The sequence below is a fragment of the Kitasatospora sp. NPDC057542 genome (assembly GCF_042801945.1).
GTDB lineage: Bacteria > Actinomycetota > Actinomycetes > Streptomycetales > Streptomycetaceae > Kitasatospora.
On the sequence record NZ_JBHVFE010000091.1, the window covers coordinates 1 to 23,745 of the forward strand.

Genomic DNA, 23,745 nt, shown 5'->3' on the forward strand with positions numbered 1-23,745 from the left:
CCTCTCGATGACTTCCCCCCGGCCTTCGGCCGGGGGGACCCCCATGCTTCGCTCGCTCATGTGCCTTTCGTCCTTCCTCGGGTCGGCACGCCTCGCCGCCAGCATCGGCGCTGGGAGCGGCGTCCGCATCCGGAGGGTCGGAGCGGCCGCCCCGTCACCGGGCCGGGCCCAGCCGCAGCACTGCCAGCGACCCCAGCGCGGTCGCCGCGGCGAGCGGCACCCAGAGCATCCCGGGACCGGAGGCCAGCAACGCCGTCAGCACGGCCGGCGCGGCCGCCCGGCCCACGCCCGCCGACAGCTCCCAGCGCGCCAGCGCCCGTCCGAGCAGGTGCGGCGGGGCGACGGCCGCCACCAGCGCCGTCCCCGATCCGGTGTAGAGGATCTCGCCCAGCGTGTACAGCACCGAGACCGCCGCGACGCCCGCCGCGCCCGCCCCGCCGCCCAGCGAGCCGGCCGCCCAGAAGCCCAGGTACGACACCGCCAGCAGCGCCCCGGAGGCCGCCAGCACGGCGCGCCGCGAGCGGTCCGCCAGCCGCAGCACCAGCGCCAGCTGCAGGGCGATCACCAGCACCGTGTTGCCGACGAAGATGCCCGAGGACCAGGCCGGTGAGGCGTGCAGCTGCAGCACCAGCAGCGCGGGCAGTGCCACCTCCAGCACGTCGAAGCAGAACGCGTAGGGCACGTTGGCGAGGCTCAGCAGGGTGATCCGGCGCAGCGGCTCGGCACGCTCCCGCGCGCTCGCCGCCCGCTCCTGCTGCGGAGCCCGCACCCGCAGCGAGCCCACCAGGACGGCCGCGACCAGCCAGGCCACGCCCGTCACCCCGGCCAGCACCCGGATCGCGCCCGCCCCGCCGCTCACCGCCACGGTGGCCAGCAGCGCGCCCACTCCCAGCCCGGCGTTGCGCAGCGACCGCCCGGCAGCCAGCGCGGCATCCCGCAGCCGGCCCTCGGTCAGCGTGCTCACCAGCGCCGCGTGGGTGGTCGGCCAGGACTGGCTGCCCACCCCGAACAGCACCGCCGCCGCGGTGAACCCCGGCAGGCCGTCCGCCAGCAGCAGCGTCAGCGCACCCGCCGCCCGCAGCAGCAGCGTGGCGGCGGCGGGCAGGGTCCGGGCGCCGCGGTCGATCCAGCGGCCGGTCAGCGGCACCACCAGCAGGCCCGCCACCATCCCGGCCGACAGCGCCAGCCCGGCGGCACCCGCGCCCAGCCGCAGCATGCCGACGCCGTACAGCAGCAGGAACGGGCGCAGCAGCCCGCCGCCCACCGCGTCCACCGCCAGCGCGACGGCGTACCGGGGGCCGCCGGCGGCGGTCAGCAGGCTCAACAGCGCGGACGGGCTCCGGCGGCCCGTGCCGGTCGGCGGGGCGGGCGGCTCGCCGTGGCGGACGGCGGCGTGGTCGTGAACGGACTTCTCCCGGATCAGGCTCATGGCCGGTACCGTCCGCCCGGGCCGGACCGCCTGGCACGCGGATTGACGCTTCCCGTCAATCGACGGAGGACCTCGCAGGGCGGGGTGACAGGATCGGCAGCGTGAGTGAGCGAAGCACGGCGATCCCCCCGGCCGAAGGCCGGGGGAGGACCATCAGGAGCAGCGTGGGAGCGAATGCCCCCGCCGAGGGCAGCGAGGCGGCCGCATGAGCGTGACCATCGACATCACCGGCCTGCCCGACGGGCGCCTGCTCTTCGCGCCCTCCCCGCTCGCCGAGCTCAACGCCATGCTGCACGTCCTCGCCGAGCCGGCGCACCACCCCGCGCTGCACGGCTGGGCCGGCAGCACCGCCACCGTGATCCCGCCGGAGCTGTCCGAGCGGCTGCTGGAGGCCGACTTCCTCTGGCGCTCCTCACGCGCCGACTTCCTCGTCCCGGGGCTGCCCGGCGCCACCCTGGCCGAGGAACTGGACGCCGTCGACCGGATCGACGACGAGCTGTACGTCGCCGCCGCCCTCATCACCACCTGCGGCTCCTCCCGGCTCACCAGCCGGATGGGATCCCCGCTCACCGACCCGGCCGCCAACGAGCGGGCCCGGGAACTCGCCCTCGCCCGCGGCCCCCGGCAGGCCGCCTTCGCCGACCGGCTGCTCGCCGACCCGCCGGCCGTCCGGGCCCTGGTGCGCCGGATGCTGGAGGACTGCCGGTCCGCGTTCTTCGCCGACGCCTGGCAGCGCGTCCTGCCCGACCTCGCCGCCGACGCCCGGCGCAAGGCCGACCTGCTCGCCCGCCACGGCCTCGCCGACGCGCTCGCCGACATCTCGCCCTCCGTCTCCCTCGACCAGGGCGGGGACGGACGGCGCCGGATCGTCATCGACAAGCTCCAGGACAACACCGCCGGCGGCACCGACGCCGGGGGCGTCACCTTCATCCCCACCGCCTTCGGCCGCCCGCACCTCCTGGTGGTGCACGCGCGTGGCTGGCGGCCCGTCCTCCAGTACCCGGTCGGCGAGACCGGCCTGCCCGAGCCCGTCTCGCTCGCCCTCGTCCAGCAGCGGCTGGAGGCGCTCGCCCACCCCGTCCGGCTGCGCCTCGCCCGCACCATGGCCCGCGGCCCGCACACCACCGGCGAACTGGCCTCCGCCTGGCAGCTCAGCGCGCCCGAGGTGTCCCGGCACCTGGCCGTGCTGCGCAAGGCCGGACTGCTCACGACCAGGCGGCGCGGGCGCTACATGCTCTACGAGCTCGACCTGGCGGGCAGCGCCCGGCTCGGCTCGGACTTCCTGGAGGCGGTGCTGCGGTGAGCGGGAACAGCGGCCCCACGGCAGGCGTTCGTCCGGTCATGACCGACGACGCCGCTCCTGAGATCCTCCGCTACGCCGCCTTCGCCACCCGCCCCGAGGGCGGCAATCCGGCCGGCGTGGTGCTCGACGCCACCGGGCTGACCGACGAACGGATGCTCGCCGTCGCCGCCGAGGTGGGGTACTCCGAGACCGCCTTCCTGACCGCCGGCCCGGCCGAAGGGGCCTACCGGGTGCGGTACTTCAGCCCGCTCGCCGAGGTGCCGTTCTGCGGACACGCGACGGTCGCCTCCGCCGTCGCCCTCGCCGAGCGCACCGGCCCCGGGCGGTACGTCTTCGCGACCGCGGCCGGGGACGTCCCGGTCGAGGTCGAGCGCGGTGCCGACGGGCTGCTGCGCGCCACCCTCACCAGCGTCGAGCCGAAGGTGGAGGAGGTGCCGGCGGCCGACGTGGCGCAGGCGCTCGCCCTGCTCGGCTGGTCCGCCGCCGACCTCGACCCGGCTCTGCCGCCCCGCGTCGCCTACGCGGGTGCCCGGCACCTCGTCCTGCCCGTGGCCACCCGCGAGCGGCTGGCCCGGCTCGACTACGACTTCGACGGCCTGGCGAACTTCATGCGCGCCCGCGACCTGACCACCCTGCAGCTCGCCTGGCGGGAGGCCTCCGAGCTCTTCCACGTCCGCGACCCGTTCCCGGTCGGCGGTGTGGTCGAGGACCCGGCCACCGGCGCCGCCGCGGCCGCCTTCGGCGCCTACCTGCGGGACCTCGGCGCGGTGGCGGCCCCGGCGGTGCTGACGCTGTACCAGGGCGACGACCTGGGCCGCCCCGGCGTCCTGCGGGTCGAACTGCGGGCGGAGGACACCCGGGTACGTGTCTCGGGCACGGCGGTGGCCATCGCGTAGCGCCGGTTCCGGTCCTCAGGGCAAGGGTTGCCGCAGGACCTGCGCGCCCTCGGCCCGGTCGGCGCGTGCGGAAAACCGTTGGCACGTGCCCGCCTCCGTGGGCGAAGCTGCTCCGATGCAGCGAGCGAGCAACCGGACCGTGACGGTCGATCTCACCTTCGGCGACGAGTACTTCGGGCAGCTGGGCCCCTTCGAGGTGGAGGTCGGCTGGTGGTCCTCCGTGGACGGGGTGGTCGCCCGGGCGGCGGAATCGGCCGGAGTGCCGGTGCTGGTGGCGCGGCTGGTCGACGGGCAGAGCGAGAACCCCGGCCACGGCGGGCGGGTCCGCTACCACGCCGAGGCGCTGCGCCGGCCGACCGGGCTCGGCGCGGGCACCCCGGACGACGGGACGGCCGCGCTGCTCGGCCCCGCCGAACGCCGCGCCGCCTGGGCCACGCCCGGAGGCCTGCGGGGGGCGCTGACCTGGGCGGAGGCGGAGCTCGCCGCCGTGGGCCGCCCGCCGGCCGCACCCGCGCGGCAGATCCGGACCTGGAACCTCTCCGGCCTCTTCCGCCTCCCCACCGCCACCGGCGTCGACGCCTGGCTGAAGACCACGACGCCCGCGTTCAACGCCCACGAGGGCGAGGTCATCGCACTGCTCGGCAGCGTCGACCCCGGGCTCGTCCCGACCGTCCTCGCCGCCGACCCCTCCGGTGGGCGGCTGCTGCTCGACCACGTCCCCGGCGAGGACTGCTGGGGCCCGTCCGCCGGGACGGTCGCCGACGTCGTCCCCCGGGTCGTCGCCGCCCAGGCCGCGCTGGCCGACCGCCCGGCCGACCTGGCCGGCCTGCGCGACCGCACCCCCCGCGCCCTGGCGGCCCAACTGACGGCCCTGCTGGACCGGTTCGCCGAGGAGACCGATCTGACGCCCGAGGAACTGGACCGCCTGGGCGGCTTCGCCGCCGGCCTGCCGGGGCTGCTGGACCGGCTGGCCGCCTGCGGCCTGCCGGAGACGCTGCTGCACGGCGACTTCCACCCCGGCAACTGGCGCTCCGACGGCGTGAGCACGGTGGTCGTCGACTACGCCGACTCCTGCCTCGGCCACCCCGCCCTGGACGGGCTGCGCCCGCGCGCCTACGTCAGCGAGGAGGCCTGGCAGCACCACGCCCGGGTCTGGACGCAGGCCTGGCAGCGCCATGCCCCCGGCGCCGACCCGCGGCGCGCCCTCGAACTCGCCGAGCCGCTCTACCACCTGTCCTACGCCCTTCGGTACCAGGAGTTCCTGGACCACATCGAGCCGAGTGAACGCCCGTACCACGAGGGCGATCCGGCCGCCGAGCTGCGCGCCCTTCTGGCCTGCGGAGCGGCCGGTGGCCCGGCGTAGACTGCCGTGGTGGAACGACCGACGCCGGCCCCCGTCCTGCCCGAGCTGCCGCTGCAGGAGCTGGAGTGCTTCTCCGTCCTCGTCCACCAGCTGCATTTCGGGCGGACGGCGCAGCGGCTCGGCGTCTCGCAGGGGAGGGTCTCCCAGCTGATCAAGCGCCTGGAGAGCCGGGTCGGCGCTCCGGTGTTCCAACGGACCAGCCGCCGGGTCGAGTTGACCGAGCTGGGGCGGGCACTGGCCGAGCAGGTGGTGCCTGCCTTCGAGCGGCTCCGGGAGGGCTACGACGCCGCCCGGGCCGGCGCCGCCACCGCCCGGCCGCTGCGGCTGGGATTCCAGTGCGCGGTGTACGAGCCGGTCGCCCGGGTGGTCGCGGGCCTGCCGGAGGGCACGGTGCAGCTGGTCGAGCTGCCGTGGGCGGACCCGTTCTCGCTCCTCGCCCGGGGCGAGGTCGACCTGGCGATCGTGCTCGCCCCGTGCCGGGAGCCGGGGCTGGAGGTGCTGATGGAGTTCTCCCGTCAGCCGGTGTCCGTGGCGGTCTCCGCCGCGCAGCGCCTCGGCGGGGCGGACGGGGTGGCCGCCGACGAGCTGGCCGCGCTGCCGCTGATCGAGCCGCGCGGCCCGGCGCCCGAGTACTGGCGCGAGGCGAACGCGCCCCGGCGGACGCCGTGCGGGCGGGAGCTGGCTTACTCGGCGGGTGCGGCCACCATCCAGGAGGGGCTGTCGATGGTGGCCGGCACCCGTCAGGGGCTGCTGCTGTGTGAGCGCAGCACGGCGTACGTCCAGCGGCCGGACATCCGCTTCCTGCCGGTGCCCGGGCTGGAGCCGACCACGCTGGAGGTGGTCCGCAACGAGCGGCGGCCGCACCGGCTGGCGGCCGGGTTCGTCGAGCTGCTGGCCGGGCACGTCGACTGAGCCGGCGGGCTACACCGGCTGGTCGAGCCGCCGGTCCAGCCGCCGGGCGTGCGGCCGGGAGAGCAGGGTGAGCAGCAGCCCGACGGCCGCCAGGCCGGCCGCCGTGAGCAGGACGGCGTGGTTCCCGGCCCGGTCGACGACCAGTCCGCCGGTGAAGGAGCCGAGCGCGATGCTCGCGTTGAACACGCCCGCCCAGACCGCTGCCGAGGCCTCCATCCGGGCCGGGTCGGCGGTGCGGACCCACGTCTGCGTGGAGACCGACACACCGCCGTACGAGGCTCCCCAGACGATCAGGACGAGCAGGACGGTGACGACGCCGGTGGCGTGGGTGAGCAGGGCGGCGGCCAGGGTGACGCCGGCGAGGGCGAGGGCGACGGCGGTCCTCGGGCGGCGCCCGGACAGCGGGCCGAGGGTGAAGTTCCCGGCGATGCCCGCGAGTCCGTACACCAGCAGGCAGGCGGCGATCACGCCGCTGCTCAGGCCCGCGTCGGCTTCGAGGACCGGGCGGACGTAGGTGTAGCCGGCGAAGTGGCCGAGCACGACGAAGGCGGTGATCGCGATCCCGGTGGCGATGCCCCGGTGGCGCAGGGCGCCGGCCAGTCCGCCGAGCCGTCCGCGCTCGTGCACGGGCAGCGTGGGCAGGGTGGCGGCGAGCACGGCGGCGGAGGCGGCGCCGAGCAGGGCGAGCGCCCAGAACGCGGCGCGCCAGTCGAGCAGCGCGGCCAGGTAGGTACCCAGCGGGACGCCGAGGACCGAGGCGATGGAGACGCCGGAGAAGATCAGCGTCATGGCGAGCGCGATGCGCGGGCCGTCGGCGAGGCGCGGGCCGATGCTCGCGGCGAGGCCCCAGACGATGCCCATGGCGGCGCCGAGCAGGACGCGGCCGGCGGCCAGGACGGCGAAGTCCGGCGCCAGCGCGGTCACCGCGTTGGCCAGGCCGAGCAGCAGCATGAAGGCGACCAGGACGGTCCGGCGGTCGCGCAGGCCGACGAGCAGCGGGGCGAAGGGGGAGAGGACGGCGGCGATCAGGCCGGTGATGGTGAGGGAGAGGCCGGTGACCCCGTCGGTGATCCCGAGGCTGTGGGACATCGGGGTGAGCAGGCCGACCGGCATCATCTCGGAGGACACCACGGTGAAGGTGGCGAGTGCGACGGCGAGGACCGGGGACCAGCGGTGGGCGGTGGGTGAGGCGGCCGGTGACGCGAGGGGTTCGGCGTTTGTCATGCGGTCAGCTCACCAGCCGGCGGAAGAGCCGAACAAGATCGATAACCTCATCGACCGATTAGCCGGGCTCATCGATCACCCGGTTCTTCGACCGAACGGTTCGTCGACCGACCGGCTGTTCGACCGGCCGGTTCGCCGGGAAGGCGCCGGTGGTGCCCGGCGCGACGACCGCGGCGGGCACCACCGGGGCGGACTCACTCCGCGGGGGCGATCCGGTAGCCGCCTCGGGCCGAGTGGAGGCTGAGCGCCTCGACCGGGCAGAAGTCCACTGCCTCGCTCAGCCCGTCCGTCAGCGCCGCGCCGCCGTCCGCGTACTCGGCCAGCGGTGCGGCCAGCCCGTCGGCGCCGAGGGCCAGCGAGTCGGGGGCGCTGAGGGCGCACATCCCGGAGCCGATGCAGCGGGTCCGGTCGACCCGGACGACCACCGGTTCGGTGTCCGCGCGGCCCGTCACCAGGCCACCCGCAGGGCGTTCGGGCTGCGGGTGAGCAGGCCGCGCCGCCAGTCGATCTGCTCGACCGGGTCGGCCAGCCGCAGGGCGGGCAGCCGGCGGGCCAGCCGGTACAGGGCGAGCTCCAGCTCCATCCGGGCCAGCCAGGCGCCCAGGCAGTGGTGCGGCCCGGCGCCGAAAGTGAGGGTGGGGGCGGTCAGCGGGGCGAACAACTCGGTGCGCAGGTCACCGGTGAAGGCCTCCGGATCGTGGTTGGCGGCGGCCGCGTCGGCGGCGACCACGCTGCCGGCCGGGATGACCACGCCGCCGATCTCGACGTCCTCGGTGGTGCGGCGCATCAGCCCGGGCATGTGCTCCTGCCGGTCGCCGAGCGGGACGGCGCGCAGCAGCTGCTCGGTCGCGGCAGCGGCGCTGGTCTCGTCGGAGGCGAGCCGCTGCCAGGCCTCGCGGCCGTCCTGGAGCAGGTAGACCAGGGCGTTGCCGAGGCTGGTCATGGTGGTCTCGTGGCCGGCGACGACGAGGCCGATGACCAGCGCGACCAGCTGGCCCTCGGTGATCGAGCCGTCCTCGGCGGCGGCCGCGAGCAGGCGGCTGACCAGGTCCTCGCCGGGGGCGGCCCGGCGTTCGGCGATCACCTCGGCGCCGAAGGCGGCGAACTCGGTCATCGCGGTGACGATCGCCTCGGCGCTGTAGGCGGTGGTGGAGAGCGCGTGGTCGCTCCAGTGCGCCAGCCGCTTGCTGTCCAGGTTGTCCAGGCCCATCAGCCGGCTGATCACCGCGACCGGCAGCGGGCGGGAGTAGCCGGCGATGACGTCGGCCGGGGAGCCGTGGTCGATCAGCTCGTCGATCAGCGACTCGACCACCGAGGCCACCCAGGGCCGCCACCGTTCGATCGCGCGCGGGGTGAAGGCCCGCTGCACGGTGCGGCGCAGCCGCTGGTGCTCGCTGCCGTCGATGTTCAGCATGCTCTGAGGGTCGTCCAGGATGTTGGGCGTGACCGTGACCGGCGGGGCGTCCGGCGCGTAGAGCGGGGCGCGGCCCAGCCGCGGGTCGGTCAGCACCTGTCGCACGTCGGCGTGCCGGCTGACCAGCCAGACCGGCGTGCCGGTGGGCAGCGCGGCGAGGCGGGGCGGGCCGGGTTCGAGCAGGCGCATGCAGTGCAGCGGGGGGAGCGGGGCGGTGCCGGCGCTGGTCGCACTGTTCTCGGTGGACATCCGTACTCCAGACTCCAGGGCGGTAGGCCGCGGGGCGCGACCCGACGGTGGGTGAATCCGGGGATGGTGCGGGGGGACGGGTGATGCGGCCGGCTGGCGGCTCGACACGGGCCGGGGTTCGGTCGGGCTCCTACGGGGGTGTGGCGCGAAATGTGCGGGGGCGCACGGTCGGTACGCGCCCGGCGGGGCCGGCGCGTGGTCGTGCGCCGACGGGTGGGGCGAGTGTGCTGAGCGTGGTCGCGTGGACCGTCTCAGCTACGACCGTACGTGGGTGCCGGGGCGCCCGTCTGCGGCAGTTCCAGCCAACGCCGGTGCTTTCCGGGCACTTCGAGGCGCACTGACAGGCGCTCAGCGACACTTGTGCGCCCCCGTCGGCGCGGCCACGCCGGGCTGTCGCCGGGCCCTCGGCGGATACCCGGCCGGCGAGTGCCACGTGAGGACTCGTGAGCCGTCGCGACGGCGGCGGACATGCCGTCGGCACGTGCGGTGAGCCGTATCACACCGCGTCACACCGGATCGCCCCGCAGGCTCCGCGGGTGTCCGGCCGGGCGGGCGATACGCTTCGTGGGCAGTTCGTCTTGCAGTCGTTTGTCGCAGGTCACGCCGGTGCAGAGCCGCATCGGCAGACGGAGGTGGAATCGGATGCCCCAGCAGGTCAAGGCAGTCATCGCGCGCGCCAAGGGCGCGCCCGTGGAGGTGACCACGATCGTGGTGCCGGACCCGGGCCCGGGCGAGGCGGTGGTCCGGATCCAGGCTTGCGGCGTCTGCCACACCGACCTCCACTACCGGGAGGGCGGCATCAACGACGAGTTCCCGTTCCTGCTCGGCCACGAGGCCGCGGGCATCGTGGAGTCGGTCGGCGAGGGCGTCACCGAGGTCGAGCCCGGTGACTTCGTGGTCCTCAACTGGCGCGCGGTGTGCGGCCAGTGTCGCGCGTGCAAGCGGGGCCGCCCGCAGTACTGCTTCAACACCCACAACGCCAAGCAGAAGATGACGCTGCTGGACGGCACCGAGCTGTCCCCGGCACTGGGCATCGGCGCGTTCGCCGAGAAGACCCTGGTCGCGGCCGGCCAGTGCACCAAGGTGGACCCGGCCGCCGAGCCGGCCGTCGCCGGCCTGCTGGGCTGCGGCGTGATGGCGGGCCTCGGCGCCGCGATCAACACCGGCAACGTCGGCCGGGGCGACTCGGTCGCGGTGATCGGCTGCGGCGGCGTCGGCGGCGCGGCCGTGATGGGCTCCCGGCTGGCGGGCGCGGCGAAGATCATCGCGGTGGACATCGACGACCGCAAGCTGGAGACCGCCCGCAGGCTGGGCGCCACCCACACCGTCAACTCCCGCACCACCGACCCGGTCGAGGCGATCCGCGAGCTGACCGGCGGCAACGGTGCGGACGTGGTGGTCGAGGCGGTCGGCCGGCCGGAGACCTACAAGCAGGCCTTCTACGCCCGCGACCTGGCCGGCACCGTCGTCCTGGTCGGCGTGCCGACCCCGGAGATGACGCTGGAGCTCCCGCTGCTCGACGTCTTCGGCCGCGGCGGCGCGCTGAAGTCCTCCTGGTACGGCGACTGCCTGCCCTCGCGGGACTTCCCGATGCTGATCGACCTCTACCTCCAGGGCCGCCTGGACCTCGGCGCCTTCGTCACCGAGACCATCGAGCTCGACGCCGTGGAGCAGGCCTTCGAGCGCATGCACCAGGGCGACGTCCTGCGTTCGGTGGTGGTCCTGTGACTGCGCGCGTCGACCGGCTGGTGACGGCCGGCACCTTCGAACTCGACGGCGGCAGCTGGGAGGTGGAGAACAACGTCTGGATCGTCGGGAACGACGAGGAGGCGGTGGTGATCGACGCCGCGCACGACGCCGAGGCCATCGAGGCCGCGCTCGGCGGGCGCCGGCTGCTGGCGATCGTCTCCACCCACGCGCACAACGACCACATCGACGCGGCCCCGGCGCTCGCCGCCCGCACCGGTGCGCCGATCCTGCTGCACCCCGACGACCTGCCGCTGTGGAAGCTCACCCACCCCGAGCGGCTGCCGGACGGCGAACTGGCCGACGGTCAGCGGATCGAGGTGGCCGGCACCGAGCTGACCGTGCTGCACACCCCGGGCCACGCGCCGGGCGCGGTCTGCCTGTACGCGCCAGCGCTGGGCACCGTCTTCACCGGTGACACCCTGTTCCAGGGCGGCCCGGGAGCCACCGGCCGGTCGTTCTCGGACTTCCCGACCATCGTCGACTCGATCCGCGAGCGGCTTCTGACGCTCCCGGCCGAGACCGTGGTGCGCACCGGCCACGGCGAGCCGACCACCATCGGCGCCGAGGCCCCGGCCCTGCCGGAGTGGATCGCGCGCGGGCACTGACGCCCTGCCCGTACGGCCCCCGGGGAAAGATCGTTCCCCGGGGGCCGTACCATCGCGATCATGGCCCATGACCCGCGCGACCTCGACGGCTCCTTCCTCGCCTTCTGGCGGGAGCGGCACATCTCCACGCTGACCACCACCCGCCCGGACGGCACGCCGCACGTGGTGCCGGTCGGCGTGACGTACCAGCCGGAGACGGGGACCGCCCGGGTGATCACCAGCCGCACCAGCCGCAAGGCCCGCAACGTCGCCGCGGCCGGGCCCGAGGGCCTGCGGGTCGCGGTCTGCCAGGTGGACCGGGCCCGCTGGTCGACCCTGGAGGGCGTCGCGGTCGTCCGTGACGAGCCCGAGCAGGTCGCCGAGGCGGAGCGCCGCTACGCCGAGCGCTACCGCGAGCCGCGGGCCAACCCGGACCGTGTGGTCATCGAGATCGCCGTCGACCGGGTCCTCGGACGGGCCTGAGAACGCCCGCTCCCGGAACGGTCGTTCTCACCCCGGGAACGCCCGTTCCGCACGGAGCCGGTCAGGCCTCGCCGTCGGCCTGGCGGACCACGGAGGGAAGGCGTCTGCCCGGCTGCAGCGTGGGCAGGTTCAGGTGTTCCAGGTCGTGCGGCGGCGGCGCGGTCAGCGGCCAGGTCGAGGGCGCCTCGCCGTCGGAGGAGGTGGCGGGAGCGTCGGTCAGCCGCATCCGCCGGCGCAGGCGGCCGTAGAAGTCGGTCGGCCCCAGGCGCACCGCCCGCAGCCGGGTCGGCGCGGCGTAGACGCCGACCCAGTCGCAGGGCTCCAGCACGCCGCGGAGCTGGCCGTCCACGCTGACCGCCGCGTTCCCCGAGTCCGGCAGCAGCCGGATGGCGATCGGCTCGTCCGGTGCGGCGAGCACCGAGCGCATGAAGACCATGTGCGCCGCGACGGGCGTGAAGACGAGGACCTCCGCCCGGGGCGAGACCACCGGCCCGCCCGCGGCGAAGCTGTACGCGGTGGAGCCCGTCGGGGTCGCCACCAGCAGCGCGTCGCCGGCGTAGCTGGCGAGCAGCCTCCCGGCGAAGTAGACCGCGGCGGCGACCCGGCCGTCCCGGTCGAACTTCTCCACGACGACGTCGTTCAGCCCGAGCACGTCGAGCGCCACCCCCCAGCCCCCGCCGGCCTCGCAGCCGGGACGCACCTGCGGCGTGGGCAGCGACGGTCGCCGGCCGTCCGGCCGCAGCGGACCGAGCTCCTCGGGCGGCGAGAGCGGTCTGGAGGCGCGCATGGTGAGCAGCATCCGCTCCTCCACGGTCGTACGGGACTCCTGGACGGCGTCCAGCGCCTGGAGCACGTCCCGGGCGGGCACCTCGGTGAGGAACCCGAGATGCCCGAAGTCGATGCCCAGCAGAAGGGAGTCGTTGTGCGCCGCCAGGCGGGCGCCGCGCAGGAAGGTACCGTCACCGCCCAGCGCGACGATGAGGTCCGGGTCCCCGGCCGCGGCCATCTCCTCGCGGGCGCTGCGCCGTTGTACACCCGTGCTCCACACGTCGATCTCGGTGCACTGGACCCGGTGGTCCGCGCACCAGGCGCGGACCAGTTCCGAGGCCGCCACCGCCTCGGGGCGTCCCTTGTGCACCACGAGACCCACGCGCCGGACCGCCATCGGGCTTCCTCCCTGGTGAGGGGATGTGGTTCCCCTCCAGGATGCGCTCGGGGTGGGAGGCCCGGCGACTCGTCGGCGCCCCGGACGTCAGGCCGTCCTCTCCGCCGCCCGCTCGATCCCGGCGAGCACGTCCCGCGGGAACCAGAGGCTGCTCGCGCCCGCCAGGGCGACGGCCGCCGCCCCGACCAGTACCGGCACGATGCCGACCCGGGAGGCGAGCCACCCGCCGGCGAAGGCACCGACCGGCAGGGTGGCGGTCAGCACGGCCTGGAGGAAGGCGTTGACGCGGCCCAGCAGGTGGGCGGGGGTGACGAGCTGGCGCCCGGTGGTCATGGCGATCGACCACACGGTGGCCAGCAGCCCGAACAGCAGCTGGTACAGGACCAGGACCGGGAAGGCCAGTCCCAGCGAGGCCGCCGGGATGAGGAACAGGGCGGCCCCCGCGCCCACGGCGCACAGCCGGATGGCCCGGGCCATGCCCAACGCCCGGGTGACGGAGGTCGCGACCAGCACACCGGTGCCCATGCCGACGGCGTACGCGGCGTAGACCGCGCCGAGCTGCCACGGGGGCAGCTCCAGCTCCCGGTCGGCGTACAGGACGAACAGACCGCCGCCGGCCCCGCCGCCGAGGTTGAGCCCGGCCGCGGCCAGGGCCTGGCGGCGCAGCAGGGTCTCGCGCCGGATGACCGCGAGGCCCTCCTTCAGCGCCTCGATGCGGGACCGCGCGCCGCCGCCCGCCTCGTGCGCGGACCGGTTCAGCGAGGCCGGCAGCGCGAGGAACAGCGCCCCGCCGGCGAGGTAGGCGGCGCACTCGACCAGCAGCGCCGGGGCCGGGTCGATCACAGCGATCAGGATGCCGCCGAGCGCCGGTCCGCCGATCAGGCCGATGGTCCGGGCGCCGGTGAGCGAGGAGTTGGCCGGCAGCAGGCGTTCCGCGGGCACCACACGGGGCAGGCAGGACTGCAGCGCGATGCCCTGGGCGGAGCTCAGCGCCCCCGAGGCTGCGGCCGCGGCGAACAGGTGCGGCCAGGTCAGGCCGTCCAGCGCGGCCGCGAGCGGCACGCTGCCGATGGCGGGGACCTGCAGCCAGGACACCGAGACCAGCATCCGCCGCAACCGGGCCCGGTCGACGGCGACGCCGATCAGCGGACTGAGCAGGACGCCGGGCAGGTAGGTCATCGCCATCAGCGCGGAGGCGCCCAGTGGCCCGGCGTGCAGATGGGCGATGGCCAGCAGCGGCAGCGCCAGCGCGGTGACCTGCCGTCCCACCGAGCTCGTCATCTGCTCCGTGACGAGCAGCAGCAGCGGACGGTGCCGGCGCAGCGGTACGGATTCCGGGGCCGGGGGCGGCGTCGCGGGCGGGCCGGACCCCGCGGGTACGGGCGACTCCTCGGCCGTGGAAGATCCCATGTATTCAGACTCCTGTGTCGGGCACGGTCCGGTGGCGGATGCGTGGAGGCAGCGTCACCGCCCAGCCCGGGGTGACGAGCACGAGGCCCTCGGACGCCGGGACGGACACCCCGTTGCTGCCGCGCCGACCGGTGTCACGTGCAGGGAAGCAAAACACGGCGGGCCCGATCGTTCGAACGCCTTCGTCGCTCCGGCCCCACAAATGCGCCAAGATCCCGGTGGTGAACGATCTTTCCGGGTGCGCCGGGTGCGCCGGGTGTTCCACGGGTGACCAGCGGAGATCACCGACGGCCGGGCCGTCGGAGCGGGCGGCCCCGGAGGGTTCGGGTCGGCGCGGAGGATGGCTGAAAGCTGACATAGGGTCAAGTTCATGTGCACACACGGCTTTCACGGCACCTACCGTGTGCGCGCAGCGTATCGGTCGCGGGGGCGGCGCACCGGCTGACGGGGCTCGCGGCGACGTTCCGGCGCAGGCAGCACCGCCCGGGCTCAGGCCGGTCCGGCGACCAGCCAGTGCGCGGGCAGGTCGATCCGGGCGCCGTCGGGAGCGGACTCCGTGGTGGCCAGCGGCAGTTCGCCGGTGGCGAGGACGACGAGGCCGGCCGCACGGAACAGCTCGGGGAAGGCCGCGTCGGCGACCCCGGCGGGGGCGAGCCCGTGGGAGAACACCGGGCGCAGCTTCGGGGGCGGGCCGGCCGGGCCGCGGACGAGGTCGTCGAGCACGTCCTTGGCCGCCTCGGCGAGCTCGAACACGAAAGCCCGGCCGCGCGCCCCGAGCAGGGTGCGAACGGCTTCGACCACCCGTTGACGGTCGGCCGGCTCACTCTGGTGGATCACCCCGCGCACGTACACGTTGGCGTCGCCGAGGCGGTGGTGGAGCGCCCGGACGGCCTCGGCCTCGGTGGCGTCCAAGCGGGTGAACGCGGCCCGCCCGGCCGGGTCGCCGCGCCGGGCGAGGTCCAGTGCGGCGGTGGACAGGTCGACCCCGAGGACGAGCGGGAAGTGTTCGGCGAGGAAGCGGGTCTGGGTGCCGTTGCCGCAGCCGAGATCGACGACGGGCAGTGCGGGGTCGGCAAGGTGGGGGCGGAACAGCGTGAGGTGGCGTTCGGCGCTGAGGGCCGGCTCCGCATCCCAGATCACCGAGCCCGGTTCCTCGGGCGCGTCGCGCCAGAAGCCCTCCCAGGCGTCCCGGTACCGACTCGTCACGCTCATGGCGGGGACCTCCGGATGTCACGCGGGGCGTCTGGGTCGTGTCTACCGGTACCCGGACCGGACGGCAAGCGCGTACCGGCGGGACCCGGCGGGCGCGCGCGGGTGGCGCGCGACGGTCAGGTCCCGGCGCGCGCCTGGCGCAGCAGGTAGGCGCCGGAGGCGGCGGCGAGCACGGCCATGCAGGCGGCGAAGGCCAGGCCCGCGTCGGTCAGACCGAGCCGTCCGGCGAGCAGGCCCACCCCGATGACCGGGATCGAGATGCCGAAGTAGGCGACCACGAACAGCGACGAGAGGGCGCCGCCGCGGTGCTCGGCGGGAGCGGCGGCGGCGACCTCGCCCACCGCTCCGCGCAGGCCCATGCCCTGGCCGGCGCCGCCCACCAGGGCGCTGAGCACCAGCAGCAGGAGGGTCTCCCGGGCGAGCGAGGCGGCCAGCAGGGCCAGCCCGGCGATCAGCACCAGGCAGCCCAGCGGGATCGCCCGAGCGGTGCCGAGCCGGGGCACCAGGAGCTGGCCGAGGGTGGAGGCGAAGAAGACCGTGAAGACGACCAGGCCGACCACCGCACGGTTGTGGACGCCCAGGTCGACGGCGAGGAAGGCGGGGCTGACCGAGGTGAACAGGCCCAGCAGAGAGAATCCGGCGAAGGCGGCGATCCCGGCCGGCACGAACACCCGTCGGACCTCCGGTGGCAGGGTCGGCCGGTTGGGCCGGGCGGTGCGCAGCGGGCGGGCCCCGGCGACCGTCTCCGGCAGCAGCAGGGTGAGCCCGAACGAGGCCGCGAGCAGCCCCAGGTGCACGGCGAACGGCAGGATCAGTGGGTACGGCGCGTACTGCGACAGCAGGCCCGACAGCAGTGGTCCGCAGCCGAGCCCGCCGATGTTGGCGGCGGTCGCGACGAAGCCCGCGCGGGCCCGGCGCCCGGGCGGCGCGAGCTCCAGTACGTACGCCGTGGCGGTGCCGGTGAACAGGCCCGCCGACAGCCCGGACAGCAGGCGGCCCAGGCAGAGCAGGGCGACGCTGTCCGCGGCCAGGAAGACCACGGCGCTGGCGGCCGAGCAGCCCAGGCCGCAGAGCAGCACGGGCCGGCGTCCGACAGCGTCGGAGACGTTGCCGATCAGCAGCAGCACGCCGATGACGCCGAAGGCGTACACCGCGAACACGACCGTCACCGTCAGCTCGGAGAAGCCGAGCTTCTCCTGGTACAGCCCGTAGAGCGGGGTGGGCAGCGTGGTGCCCGCCATGCAGACGGCGAAAGCGGCGGCGGCGACGAGGTGGCCCACCCGGGCGACACCACCGGGCCGGGCGGTCCGACGATCGGTCATTCGCCCACCATAGGCGCGCACTGCGGACCGGGGCCGTGCCGCGTGGGGGAGCGCTGCGCCGAATGGCCGTGCCACGGTGCCCCGCCCGCGTGGTGCCCCGCCCGCGCCGGGACGGACGGGCCCGGCTCCCGGCCGGAGATCACCGGGCGCGAGGCCTCCGGTCACCGGTGACTTCGGGGGGAGTGGCGCCGTCCGGTCGGGGCACGGGGTGCCGGTGGGCGCGCGGACCGGTCGGACGGGGCGTGCCCATGGCGCCGAGCACGGTGTTGTCGAGCGGGCTGGCGGTCAGGCGGTCCAGGACCTGCGTCACGGCGGCGCGTAGGCCGTGGCCGTGGCGGCGCACGTCCGGGCCGACGGAATGGAACGCAGCGAGGACGGACATGCGGCTCACCTCCGGGGCGACCTGCGGGTTCTGCAGGCGTGGTCCGTCCAGCTTCCGCCGCTTCCCGGGCGCCGGGGCCCGGATTGACGGGCTGCTGACACGCCGTTGACGAACTGCTGACGCGGTGGTGGTGCCCGCGTGTCCCGGCGGCCTCAGACCCGGTACGCGGCGACGTAGCGGGCCGGGTCGCGGCGCAGGTCGCCGTGCCAGCGTTCCCGGCACTGCTCGGCGAAGGTCCGTCCGGTGGCGAGGATCTCCTCCAGCGGGTCCAGGTACCCGAGCACGTGCGGCGGTTCGAGGCCGGCCGCGATCCGGGCGGCGAGGCCGGCCCGGGCCAGCCGCAGCAGTTCGGCGGCCAGCGGGCGGACCGGGTCGCCGCCGAGGCGGGTGGCGAGCCCGAGGGCGGGCAGCTCGGCGAGCGCGGCCCGGTGGTCGTGCAGGGTGTAGCGGCCGAGCAGCTCCCAGGCGGCGGAGCGGGATTCGGGGTGGTAGCTGAGCCCGGCCCAGAGGGCGGGGACGGCCGGGATGAACGGGTACGGTGGCCCGTCCGAGGCGCGCAGCTCCAGGGTGTTGCGGACCCGGGTGTTGGTCCAGAGCTGGTTGAGGTGGGCGGCCCAGTGCACCGGGGTGGGCCGTGAGCCGTCCGGGTAGCCGTGCCGCAGGAGTTCGGCGAAGGTGCGGTCGGGCGCGGGGTGGTAGCGGCCGTCCGGGGTGCGGTAGTGGATCAGCGGGATGCCGAGCGCCCAGTCGGCGACCTGCTCGACGGTGACGTCGGGGCGCAGCGCGGGCGGCAGCACCCCGCCCCGGCGCGGGTCCATCCGCAGCCAGGCCCAGCAGCGGTGGGACAGCAGCCCGCTGGACGAACCGCCCTCCTGGAGCGGCGAGTTGACGAGCAGGGCGGAGACCACCGGGGCGGCGGCCATCTGCATCCGCAGCTTCTGCGTGAAGTCGGCGGGGGAGAGGTAGTCCAGGGTGACCTGGGTGGACAGCGACAGCGCCATCACGTACCGGGCGCGGCTGCCCGGCTCGCCCAGCCCGGCGAAGTAGTCCCGCATGATGGCGCCCCGGCTCATCGGCACCCACTGCATGTCGGCGAGCCGGTCGAACGGCAGGTTGGCGCCGGGCAGCAGGGCGAGGCCGAACCGGCCGACCAGCTCGGCGAGTTGATCCAGGGCGGCACGCATGTCGTCCACCGCCTTGGCCACGGACGGGACGGGCGTCGAGGAGTACTCCAGCTGGCCGCCGTGCTCCAGGGTGATCTGGCTGCCGTCCGGGAGCCGTACCCCGGTCAGCCGCCCGGCGTCCTCCTGCCGCTCGCCGCCCCACCTGGCCAGCACCGCCTCCAGGACGGCCAGCACGCCGCGCTCGCCGAAGTAGCGGGCGGCCAGCCCGGTGGCCGGGTCGACCAGGCCGCACTCGACCTCGATGCCGACCAGTTCGCAGCGGCCGGGCCGGAACGGGGCCAGCAGTTCGGCCCGGCCGAGGGCCGGGCCCGCCTCGCCCTGCGTCACACCGCCCCCACCCGGGTGGCGACCCGGGGGTGCCCGGCCCGGTCGAGCAGCGCGCTCACCGTGCCGAGGGCGGACTGCGCCGCGCCCTGGCACCAGGCGTGGGCACCGGACAGGTGCTCGCCGGCGAAGAAGATCCGCGGCTGTTCCGCCGGGAACGGGGAGCCGAGCACGCTCAGGTAGCGGGTGTGCTCGCCGGGTGTCAGATGGGCGAAGGCGCCGCCGCCCATGCCGGTCTGCACGTCCCAGTTGCAGTGCACGATGTCGTCCACGTCCCCGGTGATACCCGGGTGGAGCCGTTCCAGGCACTGCAGCACCAGCGCGTCCCGGTCGGCCGGTTCCAGCGCGGCGAAGCGGCGGGCGTTGGCGCCCCACAGGTACGCGCCGAGCAGGGCCGTCGGTTCGGCCGAGCGCAGCGGGTCGCGCACCGTCCAGTGCGGGCCGGAGCCGCCGTTGACCCCGGCCTTCGCCCGCACCGCGTTGTCCGAGGGGTACCAGCACTGCTGGATCGGCAGGTCGGTGAAGCTGCCGCCGCCGTGGATGCCGTCCTCCAGCTCCCAGCGGCGGCGGGTGAGGTGCAGGACGGTCTTGATGCTGCTCGCGTAGCTGATGCCGCGGATGGCGTGCCGCTGGGCGTGCGGCAGGCCCGGGGTGAGCGCGATCCGGTCGAGCGCGGGTGCCGGGACGCAGCACACCACGTAGTCGACGTCCTGTTGCAGCCGGGCGCCGATCCGCCGGCCGCGGAGCCGGACGCCGTCCGTGGTCAGCGCCAGCTCGTCGACCTGGGTGGAGAGCTGGAGCGTGCCGGGGCGCAGCGAGCCGACGAAGGCGTGGATCAGCGCGTCCAGCCCGTCGACCAGCTCGACCTGGCCGCGGTGGAACAGGCCGAAGTAGTCGACCAGCACCTCCAGCAGCGAGGACTGCTCGTAGTGGGCGAGGCCGCTGGCGTGGCCGACCAGGTCCCAGGCGTCCTGGGACAGGTGCTCGTGGACGAACTGCCACAGCGACACCGAGGCCGCCCGCTCCAGCGCCGGGTCGTCCCAGTGGCCCTCCAGGGTGCGCCGCTGCTGCTCCACGGTCAGGGTGCGCCACACCGAGCCGAGCAGGTGGTCCAGCACCGGGGTCGGAGGCTGCCGCTCGGTCGGGCGCAGGTCGTACGCGGGGAACAGCGCCGCCACGTCCTGCACCCGGACCCGCCGGCCGCGCAGGTGGTAGTAGGCGCGCGGGTTGGCGTTGACGAACGGGCGGGTCGCCAGTCGGAACCGGGAGACGTAGTGCAGCACGCAGTGGTGGTTGCCGGGGATGCGCATGGCGCCGAGGTCCACGTGGGTGCCGTCCCAGAAACGGTGGGTGCGCACCCGCCCGCCCGGCCGGTTCGCCCGCTCGTACACGACGACGTCGAACCCGCGGCGCTGCAGCTCGTAGGCGCACACCAGCCCGGCGACGCCCGCCCCGACCACGGCCACCCGGCCCCGGGCACCGGCCACCGGCTTCTCCAGCGAACGCGGGAACGCAAAGCTCGTATCGAACATCGGCACCGTACCCATCCGAGGCGGGACCCCCGCCCCAGCCTCGGGCAGGCATCCTGCCCATGCCACTTCGCGGCGCCGATGCGGGTGACGGGCGCGGGCTCAGCCCGCCGCCTGCCCGGTCTCGCCCCGGTGCATCCAGGCGATGACGTCCAGTACCCGCAGCACGCCGATGTCCTCACCGATCCCGGCCTCCGTACGGAGCCCGGCCAGCCGGGCGCGGAGCGCCCCGCCGTCCGCGCGCAGGGCGTCGGCCAGCGCGGACCAGAAGGTGGTGTCGACCCGCGGCCGTCGGAACAGGGCCTTCACCCGGACGTCGTAGACGGGTATCAGGTGCGGCCGCTTGCGGGCCAGCAGTTTGCCGGCGACCACGGGGCCGACCCCGTCCGGCTTGCCCGGGTACGTGCCGCGCGGGTTCGCCAGCCGCTCCCACAGCTCGGTGGCCGGCCCGCCGGGGGCGACCAGCGGGGCGCAGGCCGGGTCCTCCAGCCGGGCGTCGCGGGGGATCGCGGACAGCAGACGCCGCCAGTGCCCGTCGGGGTCGGTGAGCAGCTCGACGGCGCCGTGCGGCTCGACCGAGACGCTCAGCATGGTGATCGCGATCAGGTCGTCGGCGGTGAAGCGGTCCGCCGTCTCCGGGCGGTCGCCGCCGCCGGCGAGCCGCTCGAAGTGGGCGCCCGTGTAGGCCGGGCCGCCCTTCGCCCGCCGCCCGGTGAAGTACGCGCGCAGCAGGCGGACCGACGTCTCCCGGTCCTCGTACACCGGCGGGATCCACAGTGCCGTCACGAGAGCCCCCTTGATCCGTGCGTCCGGGGTCAGTGTGGCAGAGCGGAGGGGGCCGACGGTCCGGTGCCGGGTGGTGAACCGGGCCGGTGCCGGGGGCCGTAGGACCGTAGTGGGCGCGCGCAGCGGTGCGGCCGCGAGCAGCGGGCGCGTCCGTGAGGAACCGGGGAGGAACTGGATGCAGTCCCGACGCGACCAGGTGCAGGCGCACCTGTTCGTGATGAGCAGGCTGGCCTCGGGCATGCTGCGGGCGGAGCCCGACGCGCCGGACACCCCCACCGGGCGGACCACCCGGGGCACCATGACGGGCCTGGCGGTGGGGGTGCTGATCGGGCTGGGTGTCGCGGTGTACGGGGTGATCCGGCCCGGCGGCGGCGACGGCTGGGCCAAGCCGGGCACGCTGGTGGTGGTCGAGGAGACCGGCGCCCGGTACCTGTCCGTCGGAGGGCAGCTGCATCCGGTGCTGAACGACACCAGCGCCAGGCTGCTGGCCGGTGAGCAGATGACGGTGCGGCAGGTGAGCCGGGCCTCGATCGCGGACGCGCCGCGCGGCGCCCCGGTCGGGATCGTCGGCGCCCCGGACGGGCTGCCGCCGGCCGCCGACCTGGCCGGCGGCACCTGGCTGGTCTGCGCCACCGCCCAGCCCGGCCCGACCGGCACCCCCGTGCCGAAGCTGGCGGTGCTGGTGGACCCGGCGGCCGAGGGGCGGGCGCTGACGCCCGGCCAGGGGCTGCTGGTCGCGGCCCCGGACGGCTCGACGCACCTGCTCTGGCAGGGCCAGCGGCTGCGCGTCGACACCGCCAACCAGGCGCTCCAGGCGCTCGGTTACGGCGGTGCGACGCCGTTCCCGGTGCCGGCCGGAGTGCTGAACGCGCTGCCCGCCGGGCCCGACCTCGCCGCGCCCGCCGTCGCCCGGCGCGGGGAGGCGGGCCCGGCGCTGGGCGGCAAGCCGACCCGGATCGGCCAGCTCTTCGAGGCCCCGGGCGGCGCGCACTACCTGCTCACCAAGGACGGCCTCGCTCCGCTCACCCCGACCCTGTACGCCCTGCTGCTCGGCGATCCGCGCACCCAGAAGGAGGCGTACGGCAGTGCGGCCCCGGCGCCCGCGCCGATCGGCGCCCTGGACCTCGCCGGGCACGCCGCGCCCGGCGGACCGCCGCCCCCGGGGCTCCCGGAGTCGCCGCCGGCTCTGGTCGCCCCGCTGCACGGCGAGGGCGTCTGCGCCGACCTGCACACCGGCGCCGGCGCCCCGACCACCGCCGTCACCGTGCTGCCCGCCGACCGGGCCTACGCGGGCCGTCCGCCGACGCCGCCGGCCGACGCGGGGGGTGCGGCCTGCGCCGTCGCCGACCGGATCGCCGTCCGGCCGGGCCGCGGTGCCCTGGTGCGGGCGCTGTCGGGAGCGGGCGCCGGCGGCACCGAGTACCTGGTCACCGAGGGCGGGGTGCGCTACCCGCTGCCCTCGCCGGCGGTCGTCAAGCAGCTCGGCTACGGCGGTGCGACGCCGACCGCGGTCCCGGCCGCGGTGGTGGCGCTGCTGCCCTCCGGCCCGAGCCTCGATCCGGCGGCCATGGCCGACGCCACCGCGCCCACCGCCACCGCGGCCGCCCCGGGGGCCGCCGGCACCGTCGCGGCAAGTCCGTCGGCGTGCAGCTGAACCACCGTCCTCAACAGGGCCGTTGGTCCGATCAGACGTCTCGGCCGGGCAGTCCGTCCGGCGAGCGCAGGGAAGGGAGCAGAGCATGACCACACCGGGCATGTTGACCAAGGAAGACGAAGCGATCCGCCAGGTCCTGGCGAGCCTGGAGCAGCAGATCGAGCACATGGTGACCGCCGGTCGCACGGTCGAGCGGATCAAGGAGGAGATCGCCGGGGGCTACATCTCCGGCGCGAGCAGCGAGTTCCAACGGAAGGTCGAGGACTGGATGACGCGCTACCAGCAGGTCATCGGCGCCTTCGAGCGCTTCGTACAGTCCACCCAGGGCGCCAACGCGATCCTCACCCAGGCCGAGGACGACGCCCGTGCCCACGCCGCCGACGGCATCTACAACGGCCTGCAAGGCGTCTGACGGTTCATCACCAGAAGAGGATCGAGTAACCCCATGGACTTCGGCAACATCCAGCTCCACCACGAGACCGTGTCGCAGGCGGTCGGCGAGCTGCGCCAGGCCGGCAACATGATGCGCAGCAACCTGGACGAACTCATGAGCAAGCTGCGGGGCGTGATCGACGGCGGCCACTTCCAGGGTGTCGCGGCCACGGCCTTCGAGGACCTCTCCCGGGTGGTCACGGCCAACGAGTCCGCCATGGACGACGACATCACGGCGGCCGCGAACACCCTCAGCACGATGCACGACATCATGCGCGAGTCGGACACCCAGGCGGGGAAGCAGTTCGCCTGACGAGGAGGGGGGCCCGCGCATGAGCGGCGACACCACCAAGATCACCATCGCCTACTTGGAGGGCCGCCTCGCAGAGCTGCGGGCCTTCGAGCAGGACGTGAACAGCCAGAAGACGAACTGGGCGAAGGCGCCGTCGGCGCTGAAGGCGGGCCAGGACGCGTTTCCGTCCGCCAAGGCGCTGAAGCAGGCCTACCTCGACTACGCGAAGAGCGTGGGCGAGGGCATAGAGGCCGTCCGCAAGACGCTCGACGACATCGTCAACGACCTGCTGAAGGCCGGGCGGACGCTCCACGAGGGCAACGACGAGGCCCTCACGGAGGCCCAGCTGCTGGAGGTCCTCCACGACGTGCTCACCGGCGTCGCCCCGACGACCAAGCTCCCCTGACGCCAGGAGCCCGCCGTCGGCGCCGGAGGGCCACCCGGCCC

Annotated in this window: 23 protein-coding genes; 11 read left to right on the forward strand and 12 right to left on the reverse strand. The window is 75.2% G+C overall.

Annotated features, from left to right (window positions below; genetic code table 11):
- Positions 1-154: 154 nt before the first annotated feature.
- Entirely contained in the window at positions 155-1,429 is a 1,275-nt protein-coding gene (locus ACFU7Y_RS14420) for an MFS transporter (RefSeq protein WP_380768071.1), read from the reverse strand.
- Positions 1,430-1,634: 205 nt separating this feature from the next.
- On the opposite strand from ACFU7Y_RS14420, the gene ACFU7Y_RS14425 reads away from it, so the two are divergent.
- From ACFU7Y_RS14425 to ACFU7Y_RS14440, 4 genes are all read left to right on the forward strand, one after another.
- Positions 1,635-2,732, forward strand: a complete 1,098-nt coding sequence (locus ACFU7Y_RS14425; protein ID WP_224285124.1) for a DUF5937 family protein — start codon at positions 1,635-1,637, stop codon at positions 2,730-2,732.
- A gap of 38 nt (positions 2,733-2,770) precedes the next feature.
- Positions 2,771-3,628 (forward strand): PhzF family phenazine biosynthesis protein, encoded by an 858-nt coding sequence (locus tag ACFU7Y_RS14430; protein ID WP_224285125.1) that lies wholly within the window; start codon positions 2,771-2,773, stop codon positions 3,626-3,628.
- A gap of 115 nt (positions 3,629-3,743) precedes the next feature.
- Complete coding sequence (locus ACFU7Y_RS14435) at positions 3,744-4,991, forward strand: aminoglycoside phosphotransferase family protein (RefSeq protein ID WP_380768073.1); 1,248 nt, start codon at positions 3,744-3,746, stop codon at positions 4,989-4,991.
- A 9-nt stretch (positions 4,992-5,000) separates the two neighbouring features.
- A complete protein-coding gene (locus ACFU7Y_RS14440) occupies positions 5,001-5,903 on the forward strand; it encodes a LysR family transcriptional regulator (RefSeq protein WP_380768075.1) in 903 nt (300 codons plus the stop codon).
- A 9-nt stretch (positions 5,904-5,912) separates the two neighbouring features.
- Here the strand turns inward: ACFU7Y_RS14440 and ACFU7Y_RS14445 are convergent, their stop codons facing one another.
- The 3 genes from ACFU7Y_RS14445 to ACFU7Y_RS14455 all read right to left on the reverse strand — a co-directional run bounded on the left by ACFU7Y_RS14445 (position 5,913) and on the right by ACFU7Y_RS14455 (position 8,790).
- Positions 5,913-7,127 carry an MFS transporter gene (locus ACFU7Y_RS14445; RefSeq protein WP_380768077.1) on the reverse strand — a complete coding sequence of 405 codons (1,215 nt, stop codon included), beginning with the start codon at positions 7,125-7,127 and terminating at the stop codon, positions 5,913-5,915.
- 194 nt (positions 7,128-7,321) lie between these two features.
- On the reverse strand, positions 7,322-7,579 hold the full coding sequence (locus ACFU7Y_RS14450; RefSeq protein ID WP_224280221.1) for a ferredoxin: 258 nt from the start codon (positions 7,577-7,579) through the stop codon (positions 7,322-7,324).
- Positions 7,576-8,790 (reverse strand): cytochrome P450, encoded by a 1,215-nt coding sequence (locus ACFU7Y_RS14455; protein WP_224280219.1) that lies wholly within the window; start codon positions 8,788-8,790, stop codon positions 7,576-7,578. Before ACFU7Y_RS14455 ends, ACFU7Y_RS14450 begins: the two co-directional genes overlap by 4 nt.
- A gap of 642 nt (positions 8,791-9,432) precedes the next feature.
- On the opposite strand from ACFU7Y_RS14455, the gene ACFU7Y_RS14460 reads away from it, so the two are divergent.
- The 3 genes from ACFU7Y_RS14460 to ACFU7Y_RS14470 are packed head-to-tail and all read left to right on the forward strand — an operon-like array spanning position 9,433 to position 11,606.
- Positions 9,433-10,518, forward strand: a complete 1,086-nt coding sequence (locus tag ACFU7Y_RS14460) for an S-(hydroxymethyl)mycothiol dehydrogenase (RefSeq protein ID WP_224280218.1) — start codon at positions 9,433-9,435, stop codon at positions 10,516-10,518.
- Complete coding sequence (locus tag ACFU7Y_RS14465; RefSeq protein ID WP_224280216.1) at positions 10,515-11,144, forward strand: MBL fold metallo-hydrolase; 630 nt, start codon at positions 10,515-10,517, stop codon at positions 11,142-11,144. Before ACFU7Y_RS14460 ends, ACFU7Y_RS14465 begins: the two co-directional genes overlap by 4 nt.
- A gap of 60 nt (positions 11,145-11,204) precedes the next feature.
- Complete coding sequence (locus ACFU7Y_RS14470) at positions 11,205-11,606, forward strand: pyridoxamine 5'-phosphate oxidase family protein (protein ID WP_224280214.1); 402 nt, start codon at positions 11,205-11,207, stop codon at positions 11,604-11,606.
- A 61-nt stretch (positions 11,607-11,667) separates the two neighbouring features.
- On the opposite strand, the gene ACFU7Y_RS14475 is transcribed toward ACFU7Y_RS14470, so the two are convergent.
- The 8 genes from ACFU7Y_RS14475 to ACFU7Y_RS14510 form a co-directional block, all read right to left on the reverse strand.
- The gene (locus ACFU7Y_RS14475; RefSeq protein ID WP_224280213.1) at positions 11,668-12,771 is read right to left on the reverse strand and encodes an NAD(+)/NADH kinase; all 1,104 of its coding nucleotides are present in this window, start codon (positions 12,769-12,771) and stop codon (positions 11,668-11,670) included.
- An 87-nt stretch (positions 12,772-12,858) separates the two neighbouring features.
- Positions 12,859-14,181: an MFS transporter gene (locus tag ACFU7Y_RS14480; protein WP_224280211.1), complete on the reverse strand. Its 1,323-nt coding sequence runs from the start codon at positions 14,179-14,181 to the stop codon at positions 12,859-12,861.
- A gap of 489 nt (positions 14,182-14,670) precedes the next feature.
- Entirely contained in the window at positions 14,671-15,393 is a 723-nt protein-coding gene (locus ACFU7Y_RS14485) for a class I SAM-dependent methyltransferase (RefSeq protein ID WP_224280209.1), read from the reverse strand.
- Between the two features lie 116 nt (positions 15,394-15,509).
- Positions 15,510-16,715: an MFS transporter gene (locus ACFU7Y_RS14490; protein WP_380768081.1), complete on the reverse strand. Its 1,206-nt coding sequence runs from the start codon at positions 16,713-16,715 to the stop codon at positions 15,510-15,512.
- Between the two features lie 139 nt (positions 16,716-16,854).
- Positions 16,855-17,097, reverse strand: coding sequence for a hypothetical protein (locus ACFU7Y_RS14495; RefSeq protein ID WP_224280205.1), 243 nt, complete (start codon positions 17,095-17,097; stop codon positions 16,855-16,857).
- A gap of 152 nt (positions 17,098-17,249) precedes the next feature.
- A complete protein-coding gene (locus ACFU7Y_RS14500) occupies positions 17,250-18,608 on the reverse strand; it encodes a glutamate-cysteine ligase family protein (protein ID WP_224280203.1) in 1,359 nt (452 codons plus the stop codon).
- The gene (locus tag ACFU7Y_RS14505; RefSeq protein WP_224280228.1) at positions 18,605-20,137 is read right to left on the reverse strand and encodes an NAD(P)/FAD-dependent oxidoreductase; all 1,533 of its coding nucleotides are present in this window, start codon (positions 20,135-20,137) and stop codon (positions 18,605-18,607) included. The genes ACFU7Y_RS14500 and ACFU7Y_RS14505 overlap by 4 nt, the downstream gene beginning before the upstream one ends.
- Before the next feature lie 99 nt (positions 20,138-20,236).
- Positions 20,237-20,920: a DUF6308 family protein gene (locus ACFU7Y_RS14510; protein WP_380768084.1), complete on the reverse strand. Its 684-nt coding sequence runs from the start codon at positions 20,918-20,920 to the stop codon at positions 20,237-20,239.
- Positions 20,921-21,095: 175 nt separating this feature from the next.
- On the opposite strand from ACFU7Y_RS14510, the gene eccB reads away from it, so the two are divergent.
- The 4 genes from eccB (at position 21,096) to ACFU7Y_RS14530 (ending at position 23,704) form a co-directional block, all read left to right on the forward strand.
- The gene (gene eccB / locus ACFU7Y_RS14515) at positions 21,096-22,574 is read left to right on the forward strand and encodes a type VII secretion protein EccB (protein ID WP_380768086.1); all 1,479 of its coding nucleotides are present in this window, start codon (positions 21,096-21,098) and stop codon (positions 22,572-22,574) included.
- An 85-nt stretch (positions 22,575-22,659) separates the two neighbouring features.
- Positions 22,660-22,986: a hypothetical protein gene (locus tag ACFU7Y_RS14520; RefSeq protein WP_224285138.1), complete on the forward strand. Its 327-nt coding sequence runs from the start codon at positions 22,660-22,662 to the stop codon at positions 22,984-22,986.
- Between the two features lie 33 nt (positions 22,987-23,019).
- Positions 23,020-23,319, forward strand: a complete 300-nt coding sequence (locus ACFU7Y_RS14525; protein WP_224285137.1) for a WXG100 family type VII secretion target — start codon at positions 23,020-23,022, stop codon at positions 23,317-23,319.
- A gap of 19 nt (positions 23,320-23,338) precedes the next feature.
- On the forward strand, positions 23,339-23,704 hold the full coding sequence (locus ACFU7Y_RS14530; protein WP_224285136.1) for a hypothetical protein: 366 nt from the start codon (positions 23,339-23,341) through the stop codon (positions 23,702-23,704).
- Positions 23,705-23,745 lie beyond the last annotated feature (41 nt).